Raw genomic sequence first — 25,888 nt, 5'->3', positions numbered from 1 at the left:
CTCGCAGTCTTTCCGACGGCCCGATCAGCGCACGGCGCGCTCGACGGCGATCGCGGTCGCTTCTCCGCCGCCGATGCAGAGCGCAGCGACACCGCGCTTTAGGTTCCGCGCTTCCAGCGCATGCAGCAGCGTCACGATCAGTCGCGCGCCGGTGGCGCCGATCGGGTGACCGAGCGCGCAGGCGCCGCCATTGACGTTGAGCTTTTCGGCGGGAATGCCGAGATCCTTCTGCGCCGCCATCGCCACCACCGCGAACGCTTCGTTGATCTCGAACAGGTCGACGTCGGAGGCAGCCCAGCCGACCTTGTCGAGCAGCTTGCGGATTGCCGGGATCGGCGCGGTGGTGAACCATTGCGGCTCCTGGCTGTGGGTGGCGTGGCCCTTGATCTCGGCGAGCACCGGCAGCCCGTCGCGATCGGCGAGCGAGCGCTTGGCCAGAATCAGTGCGGCGGCGCCATCGGCATTCGCGGAGGAGGCGGCCGGCGTAATGGTGCCGTTATTGCGGAACGCGGGCTTCAATCCGGGAATCTTGGCGGGATCCACCTTGAGCGGATGCTCGTCATTGGCGACGACACGCGGACCCGCTTTCTCAGCCAATGTGATCGGCGCGATCTCGGCCCTGAACGCGCCGCCCTCGACCGCCTTGCGGGCGCGGGTCAATGTCTCGATCGCGTAGGCGTCCTGGTCCTTGCGGGTGAACTGATAGGCCTCCGCGGTGGCCTCGCCGAAGTCGCCCATCGAGCGGCCGGTCTCGTAGGCATCTTCCAGCCCGTCCATCATCATGTGATCGATGATCCGGTCATGCCCGGCGCGATAGCCGCCGCGCGCCTTGGCCAACAGATAGGGCGCGTTCGACATGCTCTCCATGCCGCCGGACAGCACGATCGAGGCTGAACCGGCATTGATGATATCGTGCGCCAGCATCGTCGCCTTCATGCCGGAGCCGCACACCTTGTTGACCGTGGTGGCGCCGGTGGCGTCGGGAAGTCCGGCGCCGCGCGCAGCCTGGCGTGCCGGCGCCTGGCCCTGTCCGGCCGGCAGCACGTTGCCCATGAACACCTCCTCGATCCGCTCCGGCGCGAGTTTCGCCCGTTCCAGCGCCGCGCCGATCACGTGAGCGCCGAGCCTGTGCGCGCTGAAGGGGGACAATTCGCCCATGAACCGGCCAAGCGGGGTGCGGGCGGCGGAAAGGATGACGACGGGATCGGGGCTTGCGGCCATTGCGGGTTCTCCTGTTCGATCGCTGTTATATGACGATAGTCATATATTGCGGCATTGCAATAGAATGCCGTCGCTTTCCGCAACGAGGCGCTAGATCTGAGCGTTTTCCAGCGAAAGCCTGTCCCGGACTTGATCCGGGGTGGACACCGGTTCGCGTCAAGAAAACGCGTCAAAACAAGGATCTAGAGCCGGTTCTGATTCAATCGGAACCGAAAAGGCTCTGGCCGCGAATTCCGGCAGGAGCGATGACAGGGAAACGAGGGGAGGGCGAAGACCTCCCCAGCGCCCTATCTTTCGTTTCCCTATATCGTAAGGATTATCACCAATGATCCGTTATCTACTCCAACGCGCTCATTGTGGCAGCGACCGGTTCCCTGTTTCATTTCCGCGGGGGACGATGCAATCCACTCCGAAAACTGAACTTCGATGAGCGCCCATGATGCGCCCATGGCCCACATCCGAAGTCAGCCCGGGCGCCGTTTCTCTTTTGCTGGTGATTTCTTGTGTGCGGATCGCAGAAGCGCCGATCCAGGATGGCCCAATGGCAACCGGCGCAAATGCCGAAAATCAATGGCTAGTGAGATATGGATGACCTGACCGCTATGGGCGAATCCGGAGTAATCAATTCGACGGGACTGTCGAAGCAGACACGCGCCGCAGCGATCGCGACTTGGGTCCGGTTGCTCACGCCCAGCTTGCGCATGATTTCGCGGACATGGACTTTCACGGTTGTTTCGGTCATGCCGAGCTTGCGACCGATCACCTTGTTGGGATCGCCTTGGCAGAGGCAAGCGAGCACCGCGTACTGCCGCTCGGTAAACTCGGGCGGGTGCCGCGTGCCGTTTAGGCCATGGTCGCGCTGCACGCTTACCGCCTTACCGTCGAAGAGGGACCCTGGCTGGTCGTAAGGACCGTCCTCGGGCCCGAGCGGGGGCGCCTGCGTTTGTTGTTCAGGCTCCGGGAGCGCTTGCTCCTGGGATAGGTCTGGTTGTCTGTATTCGAGAGGCGCCGGCGGGCTGAAGGTCTGGCTGGCCAGAATGGCGGTCGCTGGAAAGTAGGTGCCACCATGGAGGACGAATGAAAGGGCGTGCAACGCAAGCTCGGGTGCCATGGAATTGCTGAAGTAGCCCCGGGCTCCGCAACGGATCGCGGCGAGAACGGTGGCGGGGTGTTCATCGTCGGAGATGATGGCGAGTGCCGCCTCCCGGCGAAGGGTATGCAACACCTGTATCTCGGTGAAGACCTCGTGGGGGGAGGGGGCGCCGACGCTGTAAATCAGCATCTCGCATTCGCTCCGCTCGATAAGTCTTGTATGCGCCTCGTCGGGATCGAGCGAAATCAGCTCGACCTGTTCGTGGTTGGCCCAGGGACTTAAGAAGCTCTCCGCTCGAGCTCGTCGAAAGGCCATTGCGTCTACAATAAACACAGTCTTCTTTGGTGGGACTGACATAACGCGCCCCCAGAATGTAATACTGATGATATTGTTGGACTCTTTCAGAACCGCACGTAGTCGCTATGAATTAGTTCACTCTGCATCTTAATTGTTCAAAAAAACTTTACCCTCGTTAGCGGGGGATGCCAAGGAGATCAAATGTGACCGGATGTCGTCAAAATCCGGTCATTAAAGTGTGCTTTTTCATTCCCCAATTGCAAAAAGCCGCACCGCGCAACCTTCGCTAATATATCTTTCGATACGTACGCCTGCCCTGACGAAGCGGGTACGATAGTATCGTTGTCGGCCTCGCACGGCGCGGAACCAAACGATGTTTGTCAGCAAGCTGCCCCCAAAGCCGGATTTCGAAGTGCTGGCTGCGGCTGCGCCGGCTTCCGCAGATCGCCGCACATTCGTTCTCGCCCTGATGGGCAACCTGATCTGTAGCTGGTCGAACAACGAAAGTCTCTTCATCTACGTTCTGATGATCCTGTTGCGGACGGACGAAGCGTCGGCCGCCGTCGTGTTCGCGACGCTGAATACGACTCGCGCGAGACTCGATCTGATCCAGCGGTTGGCCAAGATCAGGGTCAGCGACAAGGCGCTGTCGAAAAATCTGACGACTCTCATCGAGCGCTTTTCGGAATCGACCAAGGTTCGAAATGAGTTGAATCATTGCATGTTTATTTTCGATTCCTCGGGCGCCATCACCCACACGCAGTCGATGCGATTGATGGAAACAAGGGCGAGCCTGAGGTTCGGAGAGATCAAGGCGCTGGACGAAAGCCGTCTACAAGAGATGGTGCGGACGACCCACGAAATGACGAAGATCAACCGCGAGATCTGGGATCTCCTGCCGCGCCTTGAAGCACATGTTCACGGCGTGAAGCCACAAAGCGTGCCGCGCGACGCGGCTTAAACAGTCCGGCGACGACGAATGGTCATGTCTCGTCCCGCTGCTGTTCCCTCCAATATCCATTCGTTCTGAGCGCCAATCGTGTCGATGGTTGATATCGCAAGATACAGCGAGCGATCGAATGCGTGCATGTTGTTGTCGAAGATGTGGCGGCATTCTGACCGGGCCGGCATTCGCAATCACGCGGGTGTCGGCGGTCGGAAGAAACCGACGTTAAAGAGCACCGCCGCGCTTCGAAGACCGCAGACTTAGAAGATCAGCGTTCTCCGTTCCGCCCGCGATGCTCCAAACCCCAGGAGCACGTCATGAACTTCATTCCAAGTTGGGATTGGCAGGACCAGGACCAGAAGCAGGACCAGGACCAGAAGCAAGACCAGGACCAGAAGCAAGATCAGGACCAGGACCAGAGGCAGTTCCAACTCCAGGCCGCGCTACAGTCGCTGGAGTCCAAGAACGAGAACGAGAACGAGAACGACAACAAGAACGAGAACGAGAACAAGAACGAGAACGAGATCGACAACAAGGTCGATAACGAGCTCGACAACAAGGTCGACAACGAGGTCGATAATGACCTCGACAACAAGGTCGACAACAACATCGAAAACAAGATCGAAAATACCGTCGAGAACAAGGTTGACGTCGATGTGGATATCGATGTCGATCTCGACCTGAAGGCCGACGGCCTGAGCAGCCCGGTCATCGATCTCAACCACTTCACCACGAACGGTTCTGTCGTCATGCCCGACGTCGTGAACCAGAAGATGGACGACGGCAACCAGTTCAATATTGATCAGGTCAACAACCTGGTCGATAACGACTCCAACACCTCGAACGCCACCTACAACGGCGGTGGCACCGGATGGGGTGCTGGTTTCAGCATGGATGCCAAGATCGAGGGCGGCGAGTCCAAGATCGACATCGGCAACGATGTTGGAGCGCGTGCAGATGTTGCTTCCAGCGCCGATGCAGCTCTCAACCAGTCTGCATTCGACCAGAACATCACGCAGGGTGCGAACATCCAGTTCAACAGCATCACCATTCAGGCTGCTGGCACCTCACTGAGCGATGACGACGTAGGCTAGTTTCGCGTTCGACCCGCGCGGCGTTTGCCGCGCGGGTCATTTCTTCGCAAATCATTTCAGTTCAGTCGCCGCAGTTGCCGACGAGAAGCTGTGGGGTCGCCGTGCGGCCCTAACAGCTCGCGGCGACAGGGGAGGTTCCCATGGCGTCAGCTAGTTTCGTCGAAATCATTTCCCATTTCGCTGGATATCTGCAGATCTTCGAGGACATCGCTCGCGATCGCATCCAGTACGATGAGACGCCCGCACCCGACCCCTCCGGCGACTACACGACGCTGCGACCGAACTACCACCATCGCTACGCGCCGGAGGATATGGACAGCGCGGCAAGCCCGGTGCCGGAACTGATAGCCGACGATCCGATGGATGTGTTCCGCGGCCGTCCGCTCAAGCTGCTCAAAGGCCCGCAGGACCCCGATTTCGATTTCTTTCCGACGCCGCTGAAACCGAACATCGTGCTGCCGGCAGCGGGCGGCGGTGGTGGCGGAGGCGGCGGCGAGTTTAACATCAAGGTGAAGTACGAGGACGGCGGCGCACAGATTCAGCTTACGGTCCACCAGTACAACTTCATGCAAGACGAGGACATCAATCTACCGGCGGATTTCCTGGCTACGGCCGAGCCCTTGATCATGAGCCTCAACAGCGATGCGATGGCCGTCATCGGGAAGTTGGTGGATGGTGCCAACGCCGAGATTCCCACCGATTGGTGGATGCCGCACAACGATGCCGGCGCGACGGATTTCCTGAAAGATCATGACGCTGCATGGGCCGACCGTAACGGTACGCCGGACGAGCATTCGGTGCCTGCCGGTTACTATGTCAACGGCGAGCCGCAGGAACCGCCAACGGAGCCGAGGCCGCCAGCCGAGCTGAAGGAGTTGCCGGACACCGGCGACGGCATCGGCCAATGGGCGTCGATGGGCGCCAACTACAGCATCAACGCGGCGCTGCTAGTCGATCTGGGCGAGAGCGCCCGGACCATGGTGGTGTTGGGGGATTACTTCAAGACCGATGCCATGTTCCAGACCAACACGACCATCGACAACGATCAGGTCAGCGTGTCGGGCGGGGAGGGCACGCCATCGGTGACCAGCGAAGGCAATGTCGCGACCAACATTGCCAATTTCGTCCAGAACCCCAGCATCTACGCCGACCTGCCGTCCTACTGGGCGGGGCCGAACTGGATCGTCGATGTGGTCGACGGCGACTACTACAGCGTCAATGCGGTGACCCAAACCAACTATCTCTCCGACAACGATGTGGCAACGCAGGTCAGCAGCGAAGGCCACTACAACCTCGTCGGCGGCCACAATCAGCTCGGCAATCTGGCTCAGATTTTTGATGGTGAGATTCAATACGACCTGATCATCATCGAGGGCGCCTATCACGGCATGAACGTGATCTTCCAGAACAACATCCTGTTGAACAACGACAATATCGTGATGTCGGCCGACGGCGCCGATCCGTCTCAATCGGTGAATTCGGGCCACAACAAACTGTTGAACGAGGGAGCTATCGAGAATTATGGCGGCGACAATTTCGACACGCTGACCCCGGGCCTCCAGCTAATCCTGGATCTGCTGGCCTCCGGCGTGACATCGATTGATCCCGAACTGGGCAGCCTCATCGCCGGCAATGGCGGCCCTCTGCGCGTGCTCTACGTCAAGGGAGACTACTACGACATCAATGCGGTCTGGCAGACCAACGTCACCTCCGACATCAACGTGCTGTATCAACTGCAAAACGAGCCGTCAGCCGATCTGATGGCGCTTGATCCCGACGCCGGCGTAACGCAGTCGGCTACCACCGGCGGCAACGAACTCGCCAACGATGCCGCGATTGTCGATGTCAATCCCGACGTCATTTACGTCGAGGGGGAAGTCTACACCGATTCCATTCTGGTGCAGGCCAACCTGCTGCCGGTGGACCAGGATGATGCGGTCAATGGCGATACCGATACCCTGGTGACTGAACTCATCGCGTTCGTCGACGACACCCAGGACCAGACAAACGCGAGCCCGGCTGTCGTTACCAATTCGGTGCAGGCAGATCCGATGGCGAGCGTGCTGCATTAGCGACAAGCAGGATGTTTTGATTATTGGAAGTAACGGAGTTTCCAAATGTGGGGTTGGGATGATCGTCCAGGCGGGAGTTGGCGCTTGAGGGAGTATGACGAAGCAACGCCGCATATGGCAAAGATAGTTCCGCTTCGCCCCTGGTTTGATGAGCCCCCTCGGCATCCCAAGAATCCGCCGGTCGAATCTGCGCGCGAGAAGGCACTTCCAGCCGAAGCCAGAGTCGCGGACCCGCCGGCTGTCGAGCCATCCCTGCGGGAGGAAGCCAAGACCCCGGCGCCGGGATCCACCGTCGTGATCGAGCAGCAGACTCCTGCGCCTCCGCTGCAGCGTGGCGGCAACAGGGACGGTGGCGGCTCCTCCGGCGGCGGTGGTGGCGGCGGAGGTGGTGGCGGCACGCCGCGGCTCCAAAAGCGTTCCGGCGACAATGAATTTCGCGACGTACTCGGCAAGGGGCTTGCGAACGCCCGCCGCAACCTGGTGACCGTGGCGATATTCTCGATCGCGGTCAACCTGCTGGTGCTGGCGATTCCGATCTACCTGTTCAACATGTCCGATCGCGTGATGACCAGCCGCAGCACGGACACGCTGGTGATGCTGACCATTATCGTGGTCGTCGCGATCGCAGCGCATGTGCTCATGGATATGGTGCGCCGCGTCATCCTGATGCGGGTTGCGGTCGAGACCGAAGCCAAATTGGGCGGACCCGTGCTGAGCGCTGCCGCCAAATCCGCGCAGAGCGGATCCAGCCGCGAATTCCAGACGCTGGCCGACCTGCAGCACCTACGCGCGTTCCTTACCGGCCCCGTGCTGCTGACGATGTTCGATACGCCGGTCGCGCCGGTCTATTTCGCCGTCGTGTTCCTGATCCATCCGCATCTCGGATTCATCGTGCTGGGGGCGGGCGTCGCCCTGGTCATCGTGGCGCTGATAAACCAGCGCATCACCGCGATCCCGTTCAACCAGGCCAACAACTACGGCGCCAGGGCAAACCTGCAGGCGGAGTCGATGGCGCGCAACGCCCAGGTCATCAACGCCATGGGCATGATTCCCGAAGGCGTGCAGGTATGGGGCCGCGAAACCGTGGAGTCCCTGAAGGCACAGGTGATCGGGCAGGACCTCAACATCGTGATGACGGGCGTGTCGAAATTCCTGCGACTGTGCACCCAGATCGCGATCCTCGGCTGGGGAGCATGGCTGGCGCTGGAGAGCGAGATCACCAGCGGCATGGTGATCGCGTCCTCGATCGTGGCGAGCCGGGCTCTGGCGCCGCTGGAAGGCACCATCGAAGGCTGGCGCAACTTCGTGCAGGCGCGTTCAGCCTATGCCCGCATCAAATCCCTTCTGCTGAACTCGCCGCTCAACCTAGAGCGGCTTCGGCTGCCGCGTCCGGCAGGATACCTCAGCGTCGAGCGCATTCTCTACGTGCCGCCGCCGAACAAGAAGGTGATCCTGAACGGAATCAGCTTTCAACTGAAGCCCGGAGAATCCCTTGCCATTGTCGGAGACTCCGGTACCGGCAAAACCATGCTGGCCCGCATGCTGGTCGGATCCATCATTCCAACCGCCGGCAGCGTCAGGCTGGACATGATGGATCTGCGCAACTGGGATCCGCGGCAGTTCGGCGAGAGCGTCGGCTATTTGCCGCAGGATGTGCAACTGTTCCCTGCATCCATCAAGGCCAACATCGGCCGGATGCGCGAAGACGCCCGCGACGAGGATGTGTTCGACGCGGCCGAGGCCGCCGACGTGCACGAGCTGATCTCGGGCTTCGCCCAGGGCTACGAGACCATCGTCGGCATGGACGGCAGTCCGCTGTCGGGTGGCCAGCGCCAGCGCATCGGGCTGGCGCGCGCGTTCTACGGCAACCCGCGCCTGCTCGTGCTCGACGAACCGAATTCGAATCTGGACTCCAATGGCGAGCGGGCGCTCGCCAAGTCGCTGCTGCGCGCCAAGGAAAAGCAGATCACGGTGGTGACGATCACGCAGCGCGCGGCGCTGCTGATGAGCGTCGACAAGATCATGATCCTGCATCAGGGCGCGGTGCAGGCGTTCGGAAGCCGCGACGAGATCATTCCCATGATCACCGGGCGCAAGCCGAACAATCTCCCCAACGGCGATCCCCCTCCTGCGTTGAATTCATAGGGACGTCAGCCGGTTTGACAGCAACGAGGTTACGCGATGGCCAGCAGGAAAATTGCGGACCGCTCCGCAGTATCACAAGGCACCTGGTACGATTCGCTGCCGCGATCGACCAAATTTCCGACGGTTGCCGGCGCGCTGATCATGGCCGTGGTGCTGATGGGGTTCGGCGTCTGGGGCAACACGGCGCCGATCGCCGGCGCGGTGGTCGCGTCGGGCGTGTTCGTCGTTACCGGACAGAACAAGATCGTCCAGCACCTCGAGGGCGGCGTGATCCGCGAGATCTTCGTGCGCGAAGGCGACAAGGTGGAGGCTGGACAAATACTGCTCGAACTCGATGACACGGCGGCGCGCGCGGAGTTGCAGCGGTTGTTCCTGCGCCGCATCCGCCTGTCGGCCATGGATGCAAGGCTGCAGGCCGAGATGAGGGAGGAGTCGGATATCACGCTTCCGGCCGAGGTCGTCGGTTGGCTGGGCAAGTCGCCCGAGGTGAAGGAAATCGTGGACAGCCAGCAGATGACGTTTGCGGCACGCCGCAACAACCTCAACAGCGACGTCAAGAGTATCCAGGAGAGCATCAACGCTCTGGAGGAGCGGATCCGGGGGTCGCGGGTGCAACTGGACGCGGTCAAGCGCCAGATCGTCCTGCTCGATGAGGAGATCGTGACCAAGGACCGCCTGGTGCAGGCCGGGCTGGTGCGCAAGCCGGAACTGATGGTGTTGCAACGGTCGAAGGCCAATCTGGAAGGCGAGGTCGGCCGCATCATGGGCGACATCGGCGATGCGAAGGAACGCATTGCCCGCGCGCTCGAGCAGATCAATGGCGTGCGCAAGACCGCGATCAAGACCGCGGTCGAGCAGATGCACGAGGTCCGTGGCGAACTGGCCGACGTCCGCGAGCGGATGCTGAGCGCCAAGGGCATACTCGATCGGGTCCGCGTCACGGCGCCGGTGAGCGGCGTCGTGGTGAAGCTGCGCTATCACACGCGGGGCGGGGTGGTCGAGGCCGGCAAGAACATCATGGAGCTGTTGCCGGTGAAGGACGAACTCATCATCGAGGCGCGATTGCGGCCGCAGGACATCGACAGCGTCAAGCACGGACAGGCCGCGATGGTGCGGCTGACGGCGTTGAACCAGCGCATCACGCCGATGGTCTCCGGCGACGTCGTGTACCTGTCGGCCGATACGCTCGCGGACGAAAAGAAGTCCCAGCAGGTCGGGCCGACCGACATCTATCTCGTCCGCGTCAGGCTCAACAGCGAAGAGAGCCGGAATCTTCCGGGCTTCAGTCCGACGCCCGGCATGCCCGCCGAAGTCTACATCAAGACGGCGGAGCGCACGTTCTTCCAGTACCTCATGAGGCCCATCTACGACAGCTTTATGCGCGCATTCCGGGAGCGCTAGGCACACGACAGGAATTCAACACGCACCTTGGAAAGGCATCCGCCGTGCATATCGACATCATAGAAACCCTGCCGTCGCTGGCGAAACTCGAGGACAACTGGAACGCCGTCTACGACGCGGACGGCGAAGCGCAGATATTCCTGTCATGGAAATGGCTCAAAGGCTGGTTGTCCTGCATCCCGGGACCATGGTTCATCCTGGCGGCGAAGGCCGGTGACGCTGCCGATCTGCCTTACGTGGCGTTCTTTCCCTTGCGGCTGCAGACCAAGATCGAGAAATCCGACATCGTCAGTAACATGCGGATGGCGGGTAATTTCGCTGCCGACTACACCGGCTTGATTTGCAGGCCCGAGATGGAGAACAAGGTCATTCCCGCTTTTGCCCGCTACGTCAGGCAGATGAACTGGACGCGCCTCAACCTGGACAATCTGCGGATGTCGGAGCGGCGCGTGCGCTTGCTGCTGGCCTGCTTTCCGAAAGCCGGCTTTCGCTACACCGAGCTCAACAGGATCAACAAGGTCGACGGTATCGATAACGGTCTGTGCCCGTATGTCACGCTGCCGAAGAGCTGGGATGCCTATCTCGAATCGTTGAGCCCCAATACCAGGCAGAAAATCCGGCGTCTCCTGAAGCAGGTCGACACGAAGGGTGACTATCGAGTAACCGTTGCCACGCCCGAGACGTTCGCGCAGGATCTCAAGACCCTGCTGGGATTCTGGGAGACAAAGTGGCGGCCTCGGAAGGGAGATCGAGTCGATAGCCTGGTTCAGTCGAACGGCGTCATGCTGACGCGCAGTTTTGAATCCGGTCTGGTGTACCTGCCGACGTTCTGGCACGGCGACCGAGCCGTCGCGGCGCTGGCCACGCTGGTGGATCCGCGCAAGCGCACCTTCTCGTTCTACATGACCGGACGCGACGAGACGTTCGATGGACCGCCGCCGGGCGTGATCCTGCATGCCTTCAGCATTCGCCACGCGATCGAGCTCGGCTATGCCGAATACGACTTCCTGCGCGGAAACGAGCCGTACAAATATTCGTTCGGCTGCGCGGAGCGCAAGATCCGCGGCACCGTTCTGGAGACCAGGAACGGCAGGAATCTCGGCGGCAGGATCGACCGCAGGAGCATCCCTGACGTCCTGCAACAGGCGACTGGGCTTCACCGGAAGGGGAAGGCTGCCGACGCCGAGATGGGCTACCGGCGGATTTTGGAGGTTCAGCCAAAACACGCCGACACGTTGCATCGGCTCGGCCAATTATTGGCGGCCAGGAGTGACTTCACCGCCGCCAAGCGGCTGTTCCGAACCTTGACGACGGTTCGCCCTGATGCGGCCAAGGCATGGCAGTGCCTGGGCCAGGTCTGCGAAAGCCTCGGTCAGCACGAGGAGGCGCTGCGTCAGCATCTCGAGTTCATGCGGCTGCAGCCGGATTCGCCGGACGGGTTCGTCGCGGTTGCCAGATGCATGGCGAAGCTCGGGCGGTTGGCGGAAATCAATGCTGCGCTATTGGCCGTGATCGAACCGGCGAGTGGACCGTCGGTGAGGAAGTGGCGCGATTGGCGAAGCATCCCGAACCGGCAGGCTGCGCGCGAAAACTCCATCTCGGCGTAGGGCAGAACTGTCTGAACTGTCCCGTTGGCAGCGCGCGGTGGGGAGGAGGACAGCATGCTCGCGATGACAATAAAGGTCGGTCGTTGGCTGACGGCCGTGATGACGTCCGGGACGCCACCGTTCGTCAATCGCATGGTGCGCCGGTGGATTTCTCGCCATGCATTTGAGACCGAACGTATTTCCTCTCCGGCGCATAGATGAACCGGCGAAGGCGCTCGGCCCCAAGGATGCGATTGCCTAAACAGCCACCCGATCACCGGACTGCGTTACCTGAACGGACACGCGTCAGGATGAGCGCACTCGGAGCGGCGCGATGCCCAAAGTTCGCCGGCCGGGAAGGGGTGATCATCGGCTCCGGCCGCTATCGCAGCACCGTCCGCATCATGTTCGACGGTTTCAAGTCGCCGATCTCGCTGCACAGCACCTACGTCGAACCGGTGGTTGAGGAAGAAAGTGTCTCCCGCCCGGGCCGGAACGCCACGCCCCCCGGATCTCACCGCTAGATGTGTGTGTCCGGTGATTCAACGACGCGCCGAAGGCGGAGGGAAGGCGGCAAGTTCCGCCTGGCTGGAACTGTCGCGCCTGCAGATCGTTGGATTGGCGTCGGGCGAACATTCGTTCGTGATCCCGAGCGGGTTTTCTCATTCTGTTGCCGAGGTGCCGTCTGCTGCAAAGCTCATCCATCCTCATTCCTGGCGAAACCGTCTGGAGAAGGTGCAAGGCAGGGCGGCTGACGATCCTCAATGATGCCGCCGCATATTTCGCCGCTTTGCGGGAAGCGCTACTGCTCGCAACGCGGCAGGTGTACATCATCGGCTGGGACATCCACAGCCAGACCCGGTTTGTCGGGCCTTCCGGGTACGCCGACGACGGCTATCCGCAAGAGCTCGGTGCGTTTCTGAAAGCGCTGCTGAAGACGAAGCCCGATCTGCGGATCAACATCCTGAACTGGAATTTCCCGGCCCTCTACGCCGCGGAGCGGGAATGGAATTCGGCCGCCAAGTTCACCGCGCACGCGTCGGACCGGCTGCGCTTTTGTTTCGACTCCAGCCTTCCCTTAGGCTCAGCGCAGCATCAGAAGATCGTCGTCATTGACGGTGCGCTTGGCTTCGCCGGCGGTCTCGATCTGACGATCCGGCGCTGGGACACCAGCGCGCATGAGACACGTCATCCGCTTCGTACCGATCCCGACGGCAAACCCTATCTGCCGTTTCACGACGTGCAGTGCATGGTGGATGGCGAAGCTGCGGCCAGCCTGACGGAATTGGCAGAGAACAGGTGGCACGCCGCCGGCTGCACGGTCGAAAGACCCGCAGCGACCAAGGGCGAGCGCTGGCCGGCCTCGGTCCCGGTGCAGTGCCGGGGAATGACGGTGGGCATCGCCCGGACCGAGATAGCCACCGCGCGCGGTGGCGGCGTAAACGAAGTCGCGCGACTGTTCGAAGCCTCCATCAACGCGGCCGACCGCTTGATCTATATCGAAAACCAGTTCACCAGCGCCACCGACATCGCGCGCCTCCTGGCGCAGCGGTTGCTGGACGTGCCGCAGCTTCGCGTCCTGCTCGTCATGCCGAAGATGCATTCGTCCTGGTTCGAATCGCAGGCCATGCAGAGCGGGCGCGGCGGATTTATCGCCCAGTTTGTGTCGGCAGGCGTCATGGACCGGGTCCGCTTCGTCTATCCATCGACGCGGGATGCCGGGCAGGCGGCCGCGGTCATGGTGCACAGCAAGGTGATGATCATCGACGATCGCATCCTGCGCGTGGGATCGGCCAACCTCAACAATCGCTCGATGGGGGCGGACACGGAATGCGACCTGGCCTTCGAGGCGACTTCCGACGCGCATTGTGAATATATCGCCTGGCTTCGCCGTAGTCTGATTGGGCATTTCTGCGGCGTCGATGAACGCGAAATCGAACGCCACGAAGCCGACCTATTCGGATTTCTCGACCGCCTGGCGGAGGACGACGGCCCGAAATCGTTGCAGCCGATCGATCCGGCCGCGTCGGTCGGCGGCGTGGCGGTCATGGTGCAGCCGGTCGCCGATCCCAGGGAACCGCTTCACCTCGACCGCGCCGCCAATCGCATGTGGACGGCAAAAACCATTTTGGCCGTATCCGGCCTCGCTGCGGCGCTCGCCGGCCTGGCGCTGGCCTGGCAGTACACATCGCTGCGCGATTTCGCCGATGTCGGCTTCGTCTCCTCGATCATCTCGCAACCGGCGCGGTCGCAATTCGCGCCGCTATTTGCGGTTGCCGCCTTCGTCGTCGGCGGGCTCGTGGTTTTTCCGGTGCTGGTACTGATCGCCGCGACCTCTGCGGCGCTGGGGCCGTGGATGGGTTTCCTGAGCGCGAGCGCCGGCGTGCTGCTCAGCGCGCTCACGCTGTTCTCGATCGGGCGCGTGCTGGGCCAGGCGCGCTTGCAGCGGCTGCTCGGACGCCGGGCCGCGCGGGTTCAGAGCAGCATCATCGGCAAGGGGGTTATGGCGGTCGCCATGATCCGGATGGTGCCGATCGCCCCGTTCTCGATCGTGAACGTGGTGGCGGGCGCCAGTAAATTGAGCCTGCGCGATTTTATGCTCGGCACCGTGCTCGGCATGGCGCCGGGAATCGCTGTCATGGCCGCGCTCGGCGCGCAGATCGCGGATCTGGCGCGAAACGCCTCCTGGATCAATGTGCTGCTGCTGGCGCTGGCGATCCTCGCCTGGATCGCGCTGTGCCTTGGCGTGCAGTTCCTGGTGACTTGGCTGGCGGGACGAAGAACGTGATGGCTACGATTCGCATCATGACCTGGAACGTTCACGGCATCTTCCACCTCAATCCCGGGTTCGATCTGGATGGCGTCTGTTCCGTCATCCGCCAGTGGTCGCCTGATATCGTGGCCCTGCAGGAGGTCGATTCGCGCGGAAGAACCGACGATCCCTTTGCCCTTCTGGCGAAAGCCGTCGCCGATCACAGCGTCGACGCGCGATCGATCGTCACCGAGGACGGCGACTACGGACAGGTGCTGTTGAGCCGCTGGCCGTTCGCCGAGCCCCCGAAAATTTCCGACGTCTCGTATCAGGAGCGGGAGCCCCGCAGGGCCATTACCGCGCGCATTTTGTCTGATCATGGCGAGATAAGGGTCATTGCCACGCATCTCGGCCTCAGCATCCATGAAAGGCACGCCCAGGCGCATGCCCTGGCCGAGCTGGTGCAGCCGACGCGGACGCTCGTGCTCGGCGATTTCAATGACTGGTTCTGGGTGAAATCGGTGCGGGGCGTGCTGGCGCGGATTTGCCCGGTCCGAACGCGGCTGAGGACGTTTCCGGCGCGCTTGCCGATGATGCGGCTCGACCGAATCTACGCCTCGCCCGATCTCGTGATCCGTTCGGCCTGGACCGATCGCAAGGCGCGCACCTTTTCGGACCATCTTCCCGTCATCGCGGATGTTGCGTTTCCGGAATAGAGGTCCGCATCAGTCGGGTTTGGCCGGGTGCTGCGTTCTCGGGTGGCGCTCATGCAGCAGGCAGGCCAGATCGTGACGCAACTCGGAGCGGTTGCGCATCGCGGTTTCGAACAGCGCCTCCTGAATGTCCCGGGGCATGTCGCCCCAAACCGCAATCGCGGCCTTGCCGAGCAATGATGCAAAGGTCTGTTCGTCGGTCATGTCGATCCTCCCGATTTTCGACGTTTGACCGAAACGAAGGTTCCCCATGGACTGGGAATCAATCCGATTTCGTCCGTCGTCGATACGAGATCACGGGCCAAGCGGCCGCCCGAGCCGGCCGACACCCGGCAGTTTCAATGCGGGGCGGCGGATGTCGAAGCCGAGAACGCCTCCGAAAAAATTGAGTTCGATGCCCTCGATCCATCCGATCGTCAGTCCAAGGTAACCTCCGAGCGAAGCAAACACGCCGGTCCGCGACGGCGTGAAGCCGACCCAATTGCCATGGTAAGGATAATCCTTGCCGATCGCCGTCGGCGGCAACACCGCTTCAAGTTCCGGAACGGCATCCAGTATCGCCTGGATGAACGTGTTGGAGTTCGGACCCGGCCAGGCGCTGTAATCTCCATTGGCTCGAAACTTGTAAGTCTCGATGACCGAGCGGATTTTGGGAATCAGCGCTTCCGCTTTCGGACCATCGACGCTGACGACCGTTTCGGGGATCTCGCCAAACCAGCGCCCGTCGGCCTGGAATCCGTCGATCCGGATCGGCTCACCCCAGGCCGTGTAATCGTAGCGGCTGTAACGACTGGCCCCGCGCTCCTTCACGACGATCCAGGTGTGAACCGCGAATATCCCGCGCCAGCGTACGGTTCTTGCCGCGAATACCCTGACCACGGCATCGGTGTGTTCGGAAGCGTTTGTAAGAAGTCCGGCGCTTGAACGGTCCGCCGTTTGCCAGTTCTCGCGCCTGTCGCCGAGCAGGTATTGCACGGCGGAAACCGCCATGGGAACGAGCATGACCAGAAGGAAAATGACGAGGTATCTCTTCACGGCGGGAAATCAATGTGAGGGGGCACTTGATGTAATGGCTTCAACTCTGATTTCCAGTTCGGCGCTGCGCAATTCCGCGATCAAAAACGAAGAATGCCGAGCGCAAAAAGCAGGCCGATGGTCACGGCTGCCGAAAGCAACAGCGAGCCAAGACATCCCAGCCTGTTCGAGAAAAACAGGAACATTACGCTTCTGCGCCTATGATTTCGCTTCTCCGACCGTGTCGGCCATCTTCGCGCCGCGCTGACCCAGCGGCTTGTTTCCGCCCTCCGTGCTGTCGGCTGCGGTCTGATGCTCGATCTCCGCATTGAGTTCGGCACCGAGCAACACGACGATCGTGGACATCCACATCCAGATCATCAAGCCGATCGCGGCCCCGAGTGAGCCGTACGTCGCGTCGTAGTTTGCGTAATGAGCGAGATAGAACGACAGCAAGGCCGATCCCGCAAGCCACGTCAGCGTTGCAACCACGCTGCCGACGCTCAGCCAGCGCCATTGCGGCGAGCGGCGGCTTGGTCCGAACCGATAGAGCACCGCGAGGCCAAACAGCATCGTCAGGACCAGGACAGGCCACCGTCCGAATCGAAACAGCGCATCGGTGACGGCCCCGAGCCCGATCGTGGACAGAACGATCGGAAGCGCGACGACCGAGCCGATGGTGAGAAGCACCGCGACCAGCCCGCCAAAGGTCAATGCGAGGGAAACCGCGTTGAGCTTGAAAAAGCCGCGCTTCTCGTCCTCGTCATAGACCACGTTGAGCGCATCGATGATGGCCTTGATGCCGCCATTGGCGCTCCATACGGCAAGCAGGAAAGAGAACAGAAACGCCAGCCCCAGCGTGACGTCGCCCTTGGCCAGTACGCGATTGACCTGATCTCTGACGATGCCGAGCGCGCCCTCCGGCAGGAAGCCCGCAAGCATCGTCATGTGGTCGTTGATCGTACTCGCCTTGGCGAACAGCGCGTAGGACGAGACGAGAGCGGTGATCGCCGGGAAAAGGGCGAGCAGGCCATAGAAGACGACGCCTGCGGCGACGGCGAGAAGCCGGTCTTCGCCGACCTGCTGGTAGGTCCTGATCAGGATGTCCTTCCACCCTCTCCAGGGAATCTGCCACGGAGACACCGCGCGGCGGCCGCGGCCCTGATCGCCTGGATCTCCCTCAGTATCCGGCTCGCCCTTGGCTGGCTCAGGCTTCGTGTCGTGCAGGTAACTCACATGGTTCATGGCGAACCGTCCCGCGTCTCTACGCCTTAATGCGCAGCGGGCGGCGACGTTCCTGGATCAAGTCGCGATGAGCAGGTGGCGACACCACGCCGGAGCGCGGTGCCGGCTGACCGTGGCGATCTAGCGGCCCCAGCGCAACACCACGGGATCGAGCTGGCGGGCGATTTCGATGAGACCCGCGCGCGCCGCCGGGTGAACCCTTTGCAGGGGATGACGAACCGCGTCCGAACCGATCACGCCGCCTTCCTTCATCAGTATCTTGGCGGCCTGCAAGCCGCACTGGCGGTTCTCGTAATTGATCAGCGGCAGCCAGCGCGCATAGGCTGCCATCGCTTCCTCGCGGCGGCCTGCGAGATAGGGATCGATGATCTGCCGGATGCCATCGGGATAGCCGCCCCCCGTCATGGCGCCGGTCGCGCCTGCGTCGAGATCGGCCATCAGCGTGATCGCTTCCTCGCCGTCCCAGGGACCTTCGATGCTGTCGCCGCCGGCCGCAATCAGATCGCGAAGCTTCGCCGCCGCCATCGGCACCTCGATCTTGAAATAGCGGATACTCGGAATTTCCCGCGCCATGCGGGCCAGCAGGTCGACCGAAAGCGGCGTCCCGGCAACGGGCGCATCCTGGATCATGATGGGAATGTCGATGGCGTCGGAGACGGTGCGATAGAACTCGAAAATGGCCTTTTCCGGCACGCGGAACGTGGCGCCGTGGTACGGCGGCATGATCATTACCATCGCCGCGCCCGCGTCCTGGGCCTGGCGGCTGCGCTCGGCGCAGATGCGCGAACCGAAATGCGTCGTCGTCACGATCACCGGCACGCGGCCGGCGACGTGCTCCAGCACCGCGACCATCACCTTTTCGCGCTCGGCATCGGTGAGGACGAACTGCTCGGAGAAATTGGCCAGAATGCACAGGCCGTTCGAGCCGGCGTCGATCATGAAATCGATGCAGCGCCGCTGGCCCTCGAGATCGAGCTCTCCGTGGTCGTCGAAGATGGTCGGAGCGACGGGGAAGACGCCGCGATAGGGCCGTTGTGCAGTCGGGGTCATTTAGGGATGTTCCGTTCGAAAGGGATCAGTGATTGTATGGCCGTCCCATTCATTCATCAACATGATAGAAGGCACGTCACGATCGGGCAGCCAGACAAGGAAAAAGACCGATGGGGGGAGTTCTGGAGGGCATTCGTGTCCTCGATTTCGGGCGTTATATCGCAGGACCGTATTGCGCGACATTGCTGGCGGAGTTCGGTGCGGAAGTCATCCGGGTGGAAAAGCGCGATGGCAGCGAGGACCGTTTCGTGGCGCCGGTCGGCGAAGGCGGCGAGGGCGCGCTGTTCCTGCAGGTCAACCGCAACAAGAAATGCATCACGCTCGATCCGATGAAGCCGCAAGGCCAGGAGGTGATGCGCCGGCTGGTTGCGACATCAGACGTCGTCGTCGCCAACCTGCCGCCGCAGACGCTGCGCGCGATGAAGCTCGACTATGAATCGCTGAAGGCGATCAAACCGGACATCATCCTAACGACGGCGACTGCCTTCGGCGGCCCCGGGCCATGGTCGGACCGCGTCGGCTTCGACGGTGTTGGCCAGGTGATGTCGGGCGCGGTCTACATGACGGGCAAGGGCGATCCGCCGTATCGCGCCGCGGTGAACTGGGTCGATTTCGGCACCGCGCTGCATTGCGCCTTCGGCACGCTCGCCGCGCTGATCGAGCGCGGCAAATCCGGGCGCGGGCAGATCGTCGAGGGCGCGCTGCTCGCAACCGCGCTGTCCTTCACCAACGCAACGCTGATCGAGCAGGCGGTGATATCAGCCAACCGCGTACCCACGGGCAATCTCGGCCAGACCGCGGCGCCCGCCGACATCTACCGCACCAGGGACGGCTGGGTGTTGTGCCAGGTCACCGGGCACCCGCTGTTCATCCGCTGGGCCAGATTGATGGGCGAGGATCATTGGCTCAGCGATCCGCGCTTTGCCGACGACATCAAGCGCGGCGACCACGGTCCCATCATCAGTGAGCGAATGGCGCGCTGGTGCGCCGAGCGCACCACGCAGCAAGCCGTCGATACGCTCGGCCAGGCGATGATCCCGGCCGGTCCGGTCTTGAGCCCGCAACAGGCGCTGGAGCATCCGCACATCCGCGCCGCCGGTTTCATGCAGGATGTCGACTACCCCGGTTTGCCGAACCCCGCGCCAGTGGCGCGCGCCGCGGTGCGGCTGTCGGAGACATCAGGCGAAATCGTCACGCGCCCGCCGACGCTCGGCGAGCACACCGATCGCGTGCTGGCCGACATCGGCTACGACGCGGATGCGATTGCAGCGCTGCGAAAAGACGGGATTATTTAACATGTAGGGTGGGCAAAGGAGCGTGAGCGACGTGCCCACCATCTATCGTCGAGCTCGCTTCTCGATGGTGGGCACGCTTGCGCTTTGCCCACCCTACAAACTACGCCCTCCGAATGAGAGGGCGGGAAGTGAAGAGCAAACCTCGGGCGCAATGCGTCGCGAGATCGCGAACGCATACTCACTTGTCGTCACCCGCGAAGGCGGGTGACCCAGTATTCCAGAGACAGCAGTGATCGAACGGATAAGCCGCGGCGTACTGGATCCCCGCCTTCGCGGGGATGACAGTCGTTGTGGCGTTCCGGTATTTCCCCGTCATTGCGAGGAGCGGAGCGACGAAGCAGTCCATTCCCCTTCCTTGCAAAAGCTTGAAGTTTAAAATATATGCTGAACCCTGATCCTGGAGGCTTGACCGATGGCCCAATTGTCGCGTTCCTCCCATGCGCTCGTCACCGGCGGCGGGCGGGGCATTGGCCTTGCGATATCGGCGGCGCTGTCGAAAGCTGGTGCAACGGTAACAGTGCTCGGGCGCAACCGCGCGACATTGGATGAAGCGGTTGCGTCCGGCGCAGCGCAGTTTGCAGCCGTCGCTGATGTCGCCGACCAGGCTTCAGTCAAGTCGGCAGTAGCGGAAGCCGCCGCGCGGCAGCCGATCGACATCCTCATTGCCAATGCCGGCGCGGCGGAGTCCGCGCCGTTCGGTCGCTCCGATGCGGCGCTGTTCCAGCGGATGATGGACGTCAATTTCATGGGCGTGGTCCACGCCGCGCAAGCCGTGCTGCCGGGAATGCTGGAGCGCCGCCAAGGCCGGATCGTCGCCGTCGCGTCGACCGCCGGCCTCAAGGGCTACGCTTATGTCTCGGCCTACAGCGCGGCGAAACACGCGGTGATCGGCCTCGTTCGTTCGCTGGCGCTGGAGACGGCCAAGAGCGGCGTTACCGTGAATGCCGTCTGTCCGGGCTTCACCGAGACCGATCTGCTGGAAGGCTCGATCGACAACATCATCAAGAAGACCGGCCGCAACCGCGAGCAGGCGATTGCGGAGTTGTCAAAGCACAATCCGCAGGGACGTCTGGTGGCGCCGTCGGAAGTAGCTGATACCGTGCTCTGGCTCTGCGGCGAGGGCGCAGGCGCCATCACCGGACAGGCCATCGCGGTTGCCGGTGGCGAGGTCTGAGCGGTCAACGACAATGCAATTCAGGGAGATCCCATGAGCAAGCCTGCCAATCCCGTCACGCTGCCGCTGGCCGACTATTCGCCGAAACATTTTGTGCTGGCGGTCGTGGATCGCGTCGCCACGGTGACGCTCAATCGTCCTGAGCGAAAGAATCCGCTGACCTTCGAAAGCTACCGCGAGCTCACCGATTTCTTCCGCGCCTGCGCGATGGACGAGGAGGTCAAGACCGTCGTCGTCACCGGTGCCGGCGGCAATTTCTCCTCCGGCGGCGACGTGTTCGAGATCATCGGTCCCTTGATCCAGATGGACACCAAGGGACTGACCGGTTTCACCCGCATGACCGGCGACCTGGTGAAAGCGATGCGCGCTTGTCCGCAGCCGATCGTGGCCGCCGTCGAAGGCATCTGCGCCGGAGCGGGTGCGATCATCGCCATGGCGTCCGACATGCGCTTGGCCGCCACCGGCGCCAAGGTTGCCTTCCTGTTCAACAAGGTCGGGCTCGCCGGCTGCGACATGGGCGCCTGCGCGATCCTGCCGCGCATCATCGGGCAATCACGGGCGTCGGAACTGCTCTACACCGGCCGCTTCATGACCGCGGAGGAGGGAGAGAAATGGGGCTTCTTCTCCAGGATCGTCACCCCGGAACAGGTGCTGCCGCAGGCGCAATTATTGGCCAAGCAGATTTCGGAAGGACCCACCTTCGCCAACACCATGACCAAGCGTATGCTGGCGATGGAATGGGCAATGTCGGTGGAAGAGGCGATCGAGGCCGAAGCGGTGGCGCAGGCGCTCTGCATGACCACGGAAGATTTCGCGAGGGCGTTCGAGGCGTTTTCGAACAAGCGAACCCCGGTATTTCAGGGGAATTGAGGACGCAGCGGGCCCGTGTCCCGGACGCGGTGCACCGTCTCTTGACGCTGCTCCGCAGAGCCGGGACCCACGCCGGATGGGCCCCGGAACAGCAGCGCACCGCCATAGCGCGTCAAGGACGCGCGTGAACGCGCTTGTGGCGCTGCGCCGCATCCGGGGCACAAACAGCCCCTTGCCCCGAAATTATTTTAGGCTTAAAGTAATTTGGAACTAGCCCGACAGCCTGTTTCGGAGGCGGTAGATGAAGATCGCGATAATCGGCGGCGGACCGGCCGGTCTCTATGCCGCGATCCTCTTGAAGAAACAGCGGCCGCAGGCCGAGATCACCGTCTACGAGCGCAACCGCGCCGACGACACCTTCGGCTTCGGCGTCGTCTTCTCCGACGCCACGCTGGACAATTTCGAAAAATACGATCCGCCGAGCTATCGCCGCATCACCGAGGAATTCGCCTATTGGGACGATATCGCCGTGCATTTCCGCGGCACCGTCCACCGCGTCGGCGGCAACGGCTTCTGCGGCTGCTCGCGCCGCACGCTGCTGTTGATCCTGCAGGAGCGCGCCCGCGAACTCGGCGTGACGCTGTTGTTCGAAACCGACATCGACGACGAAGCCCGCTTTGCCGACACCGATCTCATCGTGCTCGCCGACGGCATCAACAGCCGCTTCCGCGACAAGCACATCGGGCATTTCCAGCCGCAGATCGACCTGCGCTCCAACAAATTCGCGTGGATGGGCTCGACCCGACCGCTCGACGCCTTCACCTTCATCTTTCAGGAGACGGAGTGGGGGCCGTTCATCGCGCACGCCTATCAATACGAGGCCGGGCGCTCGACGTGGATCTTCGAGACCGACGCCGAAACCTTCCACCGCGCCGGCCTCGAAGGCCTCAGCGAACGTGAGTCCGCCGATCGCATGGCCGAAATCTTCGGCTGGTTCCTCGACGGCCATCCGCTGCTGATCAACCGCTCGACGTGGCGCAATTTTCCGATGATCCGCAGCCAACGCTGGATCAAGGACAACATGGTGCTGCTCGGCGACGCCAAGGCGACCGCGCATTTCTCGATCGGCTCGGGCACCAAGCTCGCGATGGAAGACGCGATTGCGCTCGCCGACGCCATGGCGCAGGCGCCGACCGTCGACGCCGCGTTGCAGACCTACGAGCAGGGGCGGCGCGAGGAGGTCGAGAAGACCCAGCACGCTGCCGACGTGTCGCTGGTCTGGTTCGAGCATGTCGACCGCTTCTGGGATTTCGATCCCGTGCAGTTTGCGTTCGGCGTCATGACCCGCGCCAAGGCGATCACTTACGATAACCTCACGCTGCGCGCGCCGGAGTTCGTCCGCGAGGTCGACAAGGCGTTTGCGAAGCAGGTTCGCGCCAAAGGGTTCGATGTCGACCTCGACAGGCCAGTGGCGCCGATGTTCCAGCCGCTCAGGCTGCGCGAGATGGAAGTCGCAAACCGCGCGGTGGTGTCGCCGATGTGCATGTATTCGGCGAAAGACGGCGTGCCCGGCGATTTCCATCTGGTGCATTACGGCTCGCGCGCCATCGGCGGCGCGGGACTGATCTTCACCGAGATGACCTGCGTCGGCCGCGACGCCCGCATCACGCCCGGCTGCACCGGTCTGTGGACCGACGAGCAGCAGGCCGCCTGGACGCGCATCGTCGACTTCGTCCACGCCAATTCGGCCGCCAAGATCTGCCTGCAGCTCGGACACGCCGGCCGCAAGGGCGCAACCAAATTGATGTGGGAGGGCATGGACCGACCGCTGGAGCAGGGCGGCTGGGATACGATCTCGGCGTCACCATTGCCCTACTTCCCCGACAGCCAGGTGCCGCGCGAAATGGATCGCGCCGCGATGGACCACGTCAAGAAAGAGTTCGTGGCGGCCACCTTGCGTGGCGAAGCCTGCGGCTTCGACATGCTGGAGCTGCACTGCGCCCATGGCTATCTGCTGGCGAGTTTCATCTCGCCACTGACCAACCAACGCACTGACGAGTATGGTGGCACGCTCGCCAACCGGCTGCGCTATCCGCTCGAAGTGTTCGAGGCGATGCGCGCGGCGTGGCCGGCGCACAAGCCGATGTCGGTTCGCATCTCCGCCACCGACTGGGCGGCGGGCGGCATCACCGGCGATGATGCGGTTGCGATCGCGCGCGCCTTCGCCGAATCCGGCGTCGATCTGGTCGATGTCTCGACGGGTCAGACCGTGCGCGATGCGCAGCCGGTCTATGGCCGCATGTTCCAGACGCCGTTCTCCGATCAGGTCCGGAACGAGGCCCGCGTCGCGACCATGTGCGTCGGGAACATCACCACCGCGGACCAGGTGAACACGATTCTGGCCGCCGGTCGCGCCGATCTCGTCGCGCTCGCCCGGCCGCATCTGGTCGATCCGTCCTTCACCATGCGGGCGGCCGCCTGGTATGGCGCCGACATCGCGTGTCCGCCGCAATATCTGCCCGGCAAGGAACAAATTTTCCGCAACAGCGTACGCGACCGGCAGGATTTCGAAGACCTCAAGGTTAAGGCTAAACCGAAAACCCGCGCTGAGCTGAAGGCCGAGGCGACAAAGCCGCTTGCAGCCGAATAGGCTGAATGGCAGGCTCCATCGCTCCCTTGCCCCGCGCCAGCGGGGAGAGGTCGAAGAATAGAGTGGAGTTACGCGCATGAAAGCGATCATCGTCGGAGGCGGCATCGGAGGCCTCACCACCGCGCTGATGCTGCGCGCCCGCGGCATCGATTGCGAAGTGTTCGAGCAGTCCGACACCATCCGCGAACTCGGCGTCGGCATCAACACGCTGCCGCATGCGATCAGAGAATTGACCGGCCTCGGCCTGTTGGACCGGCTCGATGCTGCCGCTGTTCGTACCGATCAACTGTACTATCTCAGCCGCCACGGCCAGGAAGTCTGGCGCGAGCCGCGCGGTCTCGATGCCGGCCACGACGTGCCGCAATTTTCGGTCCACCGTGGCCGCCTGCAAAGCGTGATCCATCGCGCCGTCGAGGAACGACTCGGTACTGAAGCGATTCACACCGGTTGCCGTCTCGGCGCGTTTGCGCAGCACGAGGGCGGCGTGGTCGCCCACTTCTTCGACCGCACCGGCGCCCATGTCAAAACCGCGCGCGGCGATATTTTGATCGGCGCCGACGGCATTCATTCGCGCGTGCGCGAGATGCTGTTTCCGGACGAGGGACCGCCGTGCTGGAACGGCTTGATGCTGTGGCGCGGCGCGCGCGACTGGCCGGCGTTCCTGACCGGCCGCTCGATGATCGTGGCCGGTGGGTTGAATGCCAAGGTCGTGGTCTATCCGATTGCGGAAGGCTCGAGTCCATCGAGCCGGCTGACCAACTGGGCGGTGCTGGTGAAGATCGGCGACGGCAATTCACCGCCGCCGCGCCGCGAGGACTGGTCGCGGCCCGGCAAGCGCGAGGAACTGATGCCCCATGTCGAGCGCTTCAAGGTGCCGTATGTCGACGTGCGCAGCCTGATTTCGGCGACGCCGGAATTTTACGAATATCCGTGCTGCGACCGCGATCCCCTGCCGTACTGGACCTGGGGACGCGTCACGCTGCTCGGCGACGCCGCGCACCCGATGTACCCAGTCGGCTCCAACGGCGCCTCGCAGGCAATTCTCGATGCCCGCGCGCTCGCCGATGAGCTGGCGCGCGCCGAGCACCCGCGCCAGGCGCTGGTCGCCTATGAGAAGAAGCGCCTGCCGATGACGGCGGAGATCGTGCGCGCGAACCGCCGCGGCGGCCCCGAGGGTGTGATCGACGCCGTCGAGCAACTGGCGCCGGACGGCTTTACCGACATCGAAAAGGTGCTGAGCCACGCCCAGCGCGAGGCGATCGTGCGCGGCTACGCGTCCAAGGCCGGCTTCGCCCCGCCGCAGGTCGGGCTCGCGGCGGTGCGGGCGTAG

Annotated in this window: 20 protein-coding genes; 14 read left to right on the top strand and 6 right to left on the bottom strand. The window is 62.6% G+C overall.

Annotation, left to right across the window (positions count from 1 at the left end):
* Positions 1-24 precede the first annotated feature (24 nt).
* On the bottom strand, positions 25-1,221 hold the full coding sequence (locus tag V1277_RS05590) for an acetyl-CoA C-acyltransferase (protein WP_334415338.1): 1,197 nt from the start codon (positions 1,219-1,221) through the stop codon (positions 25-27).
* Between the two features lie 574 nt (positions 1,222-1,795).
* Entirely contained in the window at positions 1,796-2,629 is an 834-nt protein-coding gene (locus V1277_RS05585) for a response regulator transcription factor (protein WP_334415337.1), read from the bottom strand.
* A 355-nt stretch (positions 2,630-2,984) separates the two neighbouring features.
* On the opposite strand from V1277_RS05585, the gene V1277_RS05580 reads away from it, so the two are divergent.
* From V1277_RS05580 to V1277_RS05540, 9 genes are all read left to right on the top strand, one after another.
* Positions 2,985-3,572 (top strand): hypothetical protein, encoded by a 588-nt coding sequence (locus tag V1277_RS05580; protein WP_334415336.1) that lies wholly within the window; start codon positions 2,985-2,987, stop codon positions 3,570-3,572.
* Positions 3,573-3,874: 302 nt separating this feature from the next.
* Positions 3,875-4,651, top strand: a complete 777-nt coding sequence (locus tag V1277_RS05575) for a hypothetical protein (RefSeq protein WP_334415335.1) — start codon at positions 3,875-3,877, stop codon at positions 4,649-4,651.
* Positions 4,652-4,791: 140 nt separating this feature from the next.
* Entirely contained in the window at positions 4,792-6,723 is a 1,932-nt protein-coding gene (locus V1277_RS05570; RefSeq protein WP_334415334.1) for a hypothetical protein, read from the top strand.
* Between the two features lie 114 nt (positions 6,724-6,837).
* Complete coding sequence (locus V1277_RS05565; RefSeq protein WP_334415333.1) at positions 6,838-8,868, top strand: type I secretion system permease/ATPase; 2,031 nt, start codon at positions 6,838-6,840, stop codon at positions 8,866-8,868.
* 36 nt (positions 8,869-8,904) lie between these two features.
* A complete protein-coding gene (locus V1277_RS05560; RefSeq protein WP_334415332.1) occupies positions 8,905-10,269 on the top strand; it encodes an HlyD family type I secretion periplasmic adaptor subunit in 1,365 nt (454 codons plus the stop codon).
* A gap of 44 nt (positions 10,270-10,313) precedes the next feature.
* Positions 10,314-11,876, top strand: a complete 1,563-nt coding sequence (locus tag V1277_RS05555) for a GNAT family N-acetyltransferase (protein ID WP_334415331.1) — start codon at positions 10,314-10,316, stop codon at positions 11,874-11,876.
* A gap of 290 nt (positions 11,877-12,166) precedes the next feature.
* Entirely contained in the window at positions 12,167-12,379 is a 213-nt protein-coding gene (locus V1277_RS05550) for a hypothetical protein (protein ID WP_334415330.1), read from the top strand.
* Between the two features lie 146 nt (positions 12,380-12,525).
* Positions 12,526-14,643 carry a VTT domain-containing protein gene (locus V1277_RS05545; protein WP_334415329.1) on the top strand — a complete coding sequence of 706 codons (2,118 nt, stop codon included), beginning with the start codon at positions 12,526-12,528 and terminating at the stop codon, positions 14,641-14,643.
* Complete coding sequence (locus V1277_RS05540) at positions 14,643-15,323, top strand: endonuclease/exonuclease/phosphatase family protein (RefSeq protein WP_334415328.1); 681 nt, start codon at positions 14,643-14,645, stop codon at positions 15,321-15,323. The genes V1277_RS05545 and V1277_RS05540 overlap by 1 nt, the downstream gene beginning before the upstream one ends.
* 9 nt (positions 15,324-15,332) lie before the next feature.
* Here the strand turns inward: V1277_RS05540 and V1277_RS05535 are convergent, their stop codons facing one another.
* From V1277_RS05535 to V1277_RS05520, 4 genes are all read right to left on the bottom strand, one after another.
* On the bottom strand, positions 15,333-15,524 hold the full coding sequence (locus V1277_RS05535; RefSeq protein WP_334373868.1) for a hypothetical protein: 192 nt from the start codon (positions 15,522-15,524) through the stop codon (positions 15,333-15,335).
* A 90-nt stretch (positions 15,525-15,614) separates the two neighbouring features.
* Entirely contained in the window at positions 15,615-16,322 is a 708-nt protein-coding gene (locus V1277_RS05530) for a DUF3750 domain-containing protein (protein ID WP_334420291.1), read from the bottom strand.
* A gap of 231 nt (positions 16,323-16,553) precedes the next feature.
* A complete protein-coding gene (locus tag V1277_RS05525; protein ID WP_334415327.1) occupies positions 16,554-17,579 on the bottom strand; it encodes a YihY/virulence factor BrkB family protein in 1,026 nt (341 codons plus the stop codon).
* A 120-nt stretch (positions 17,580-17,699) separates the two neighbouring features.
* Positions 17,700-18,629, bottom strand: a complete 930-nt coding sequence (locus V1277_RS05520) for a dihydrodipicolinate synthase family protein (protein WP_334415326.1) — start codon at positions 18,627-18,629, stop codon at positions 17,700-17,702.
* Between the two features lie 110 nt (positions 18,630-18,739).
* Here V1277_RS05520 and V1277_RS05515 point away from each other — a divergent pair, with 110 nt between their 5' ends.
* The 5 genes from V1277_RS05515 (at position 18,740) to V1277_RS05495 (ending at position 25,888) form a co-directional block, all read left to right on the top strand.
* The gene (locus tag V1277_RS05515) at positions 18,740-19,924 is read left to right on the top strand and encodes a CaiB/BaiF CoA transferase family protein (RefSeq protein WP_334415325.1); all 1,185 of its coding nucleotides are present in this window, start codon (positions 18,740-18,742) and stop codon (positions 19,922-19,924) included.
* A 412-nt stretch (positions 19,925-20,336) separates the two neighbouring features.
* On the top strand, positions 20,337-21,098 hold the full coding sequence (locus tag V1277_RS05510) for an SDR family NAD(P)-dependent oxidoreductase (RefSeq protein WP_334415324.1): 762 nt from the start codon (positions 20,337-20,339) through the stop codon (positions 21,096-21,098).
* Positions 21,099-21,131: 33 nt separating this feature from the next.
* Positions 21,132-21,968, top strand: a complete 837-nt coding sequence (locus V1277_RS05505) for an enoyl-CoA hydratase family protein (protein WP_334415323.1) — start codon at positions 21,132-21,134, stop codon at positions 21,966-21,968.
* 241 nt (positions 21,969-22,209) lie between these two features.
* Positions 22,210-24,558 carry a bifunctional salicylyl-CoA 5-hydroxylase/oxidoreductase gene (locus V1277_RS05500; RefSeq protein WP_334415322.1) on the top strand — a complete coding sequence of 783 codons (2,349 nt, stop codon included), beginning with the start codon at positions 22,210-22,212 and terminating at the stop codon, positions 24,556-24,558.
* A 76-nt stretch (positions 24,559-24,634) separates the two neighbouring features.
* Positions 24,635-25,888, top strand: a complete 1,254-nt coding sequence (locus V1277_RS05495) for a flavin-dependent oxidoreductase (protein ID WP_334415321.1) — start codon at positions 24,635-24,637, stop codon at positions 25,886-25,888.

It is taken from the genome of Bradyrhizobium sp. AZCC 1588 (genome assembly GCF_036924735.1).
In the GTDB taxonomy this organism is placed as follows: domain Bacteria; phylum Pseudomonadota; class Alphaproteobacteria; order Rhizobiales; family Xanthobacteraceae; genus Bradyrhizobium.
The sequence above is the reverse complement of the archived record's forward strand: the minus strand, read 5'-3'. Positions and strand labels throughout refer to the sequence as shown.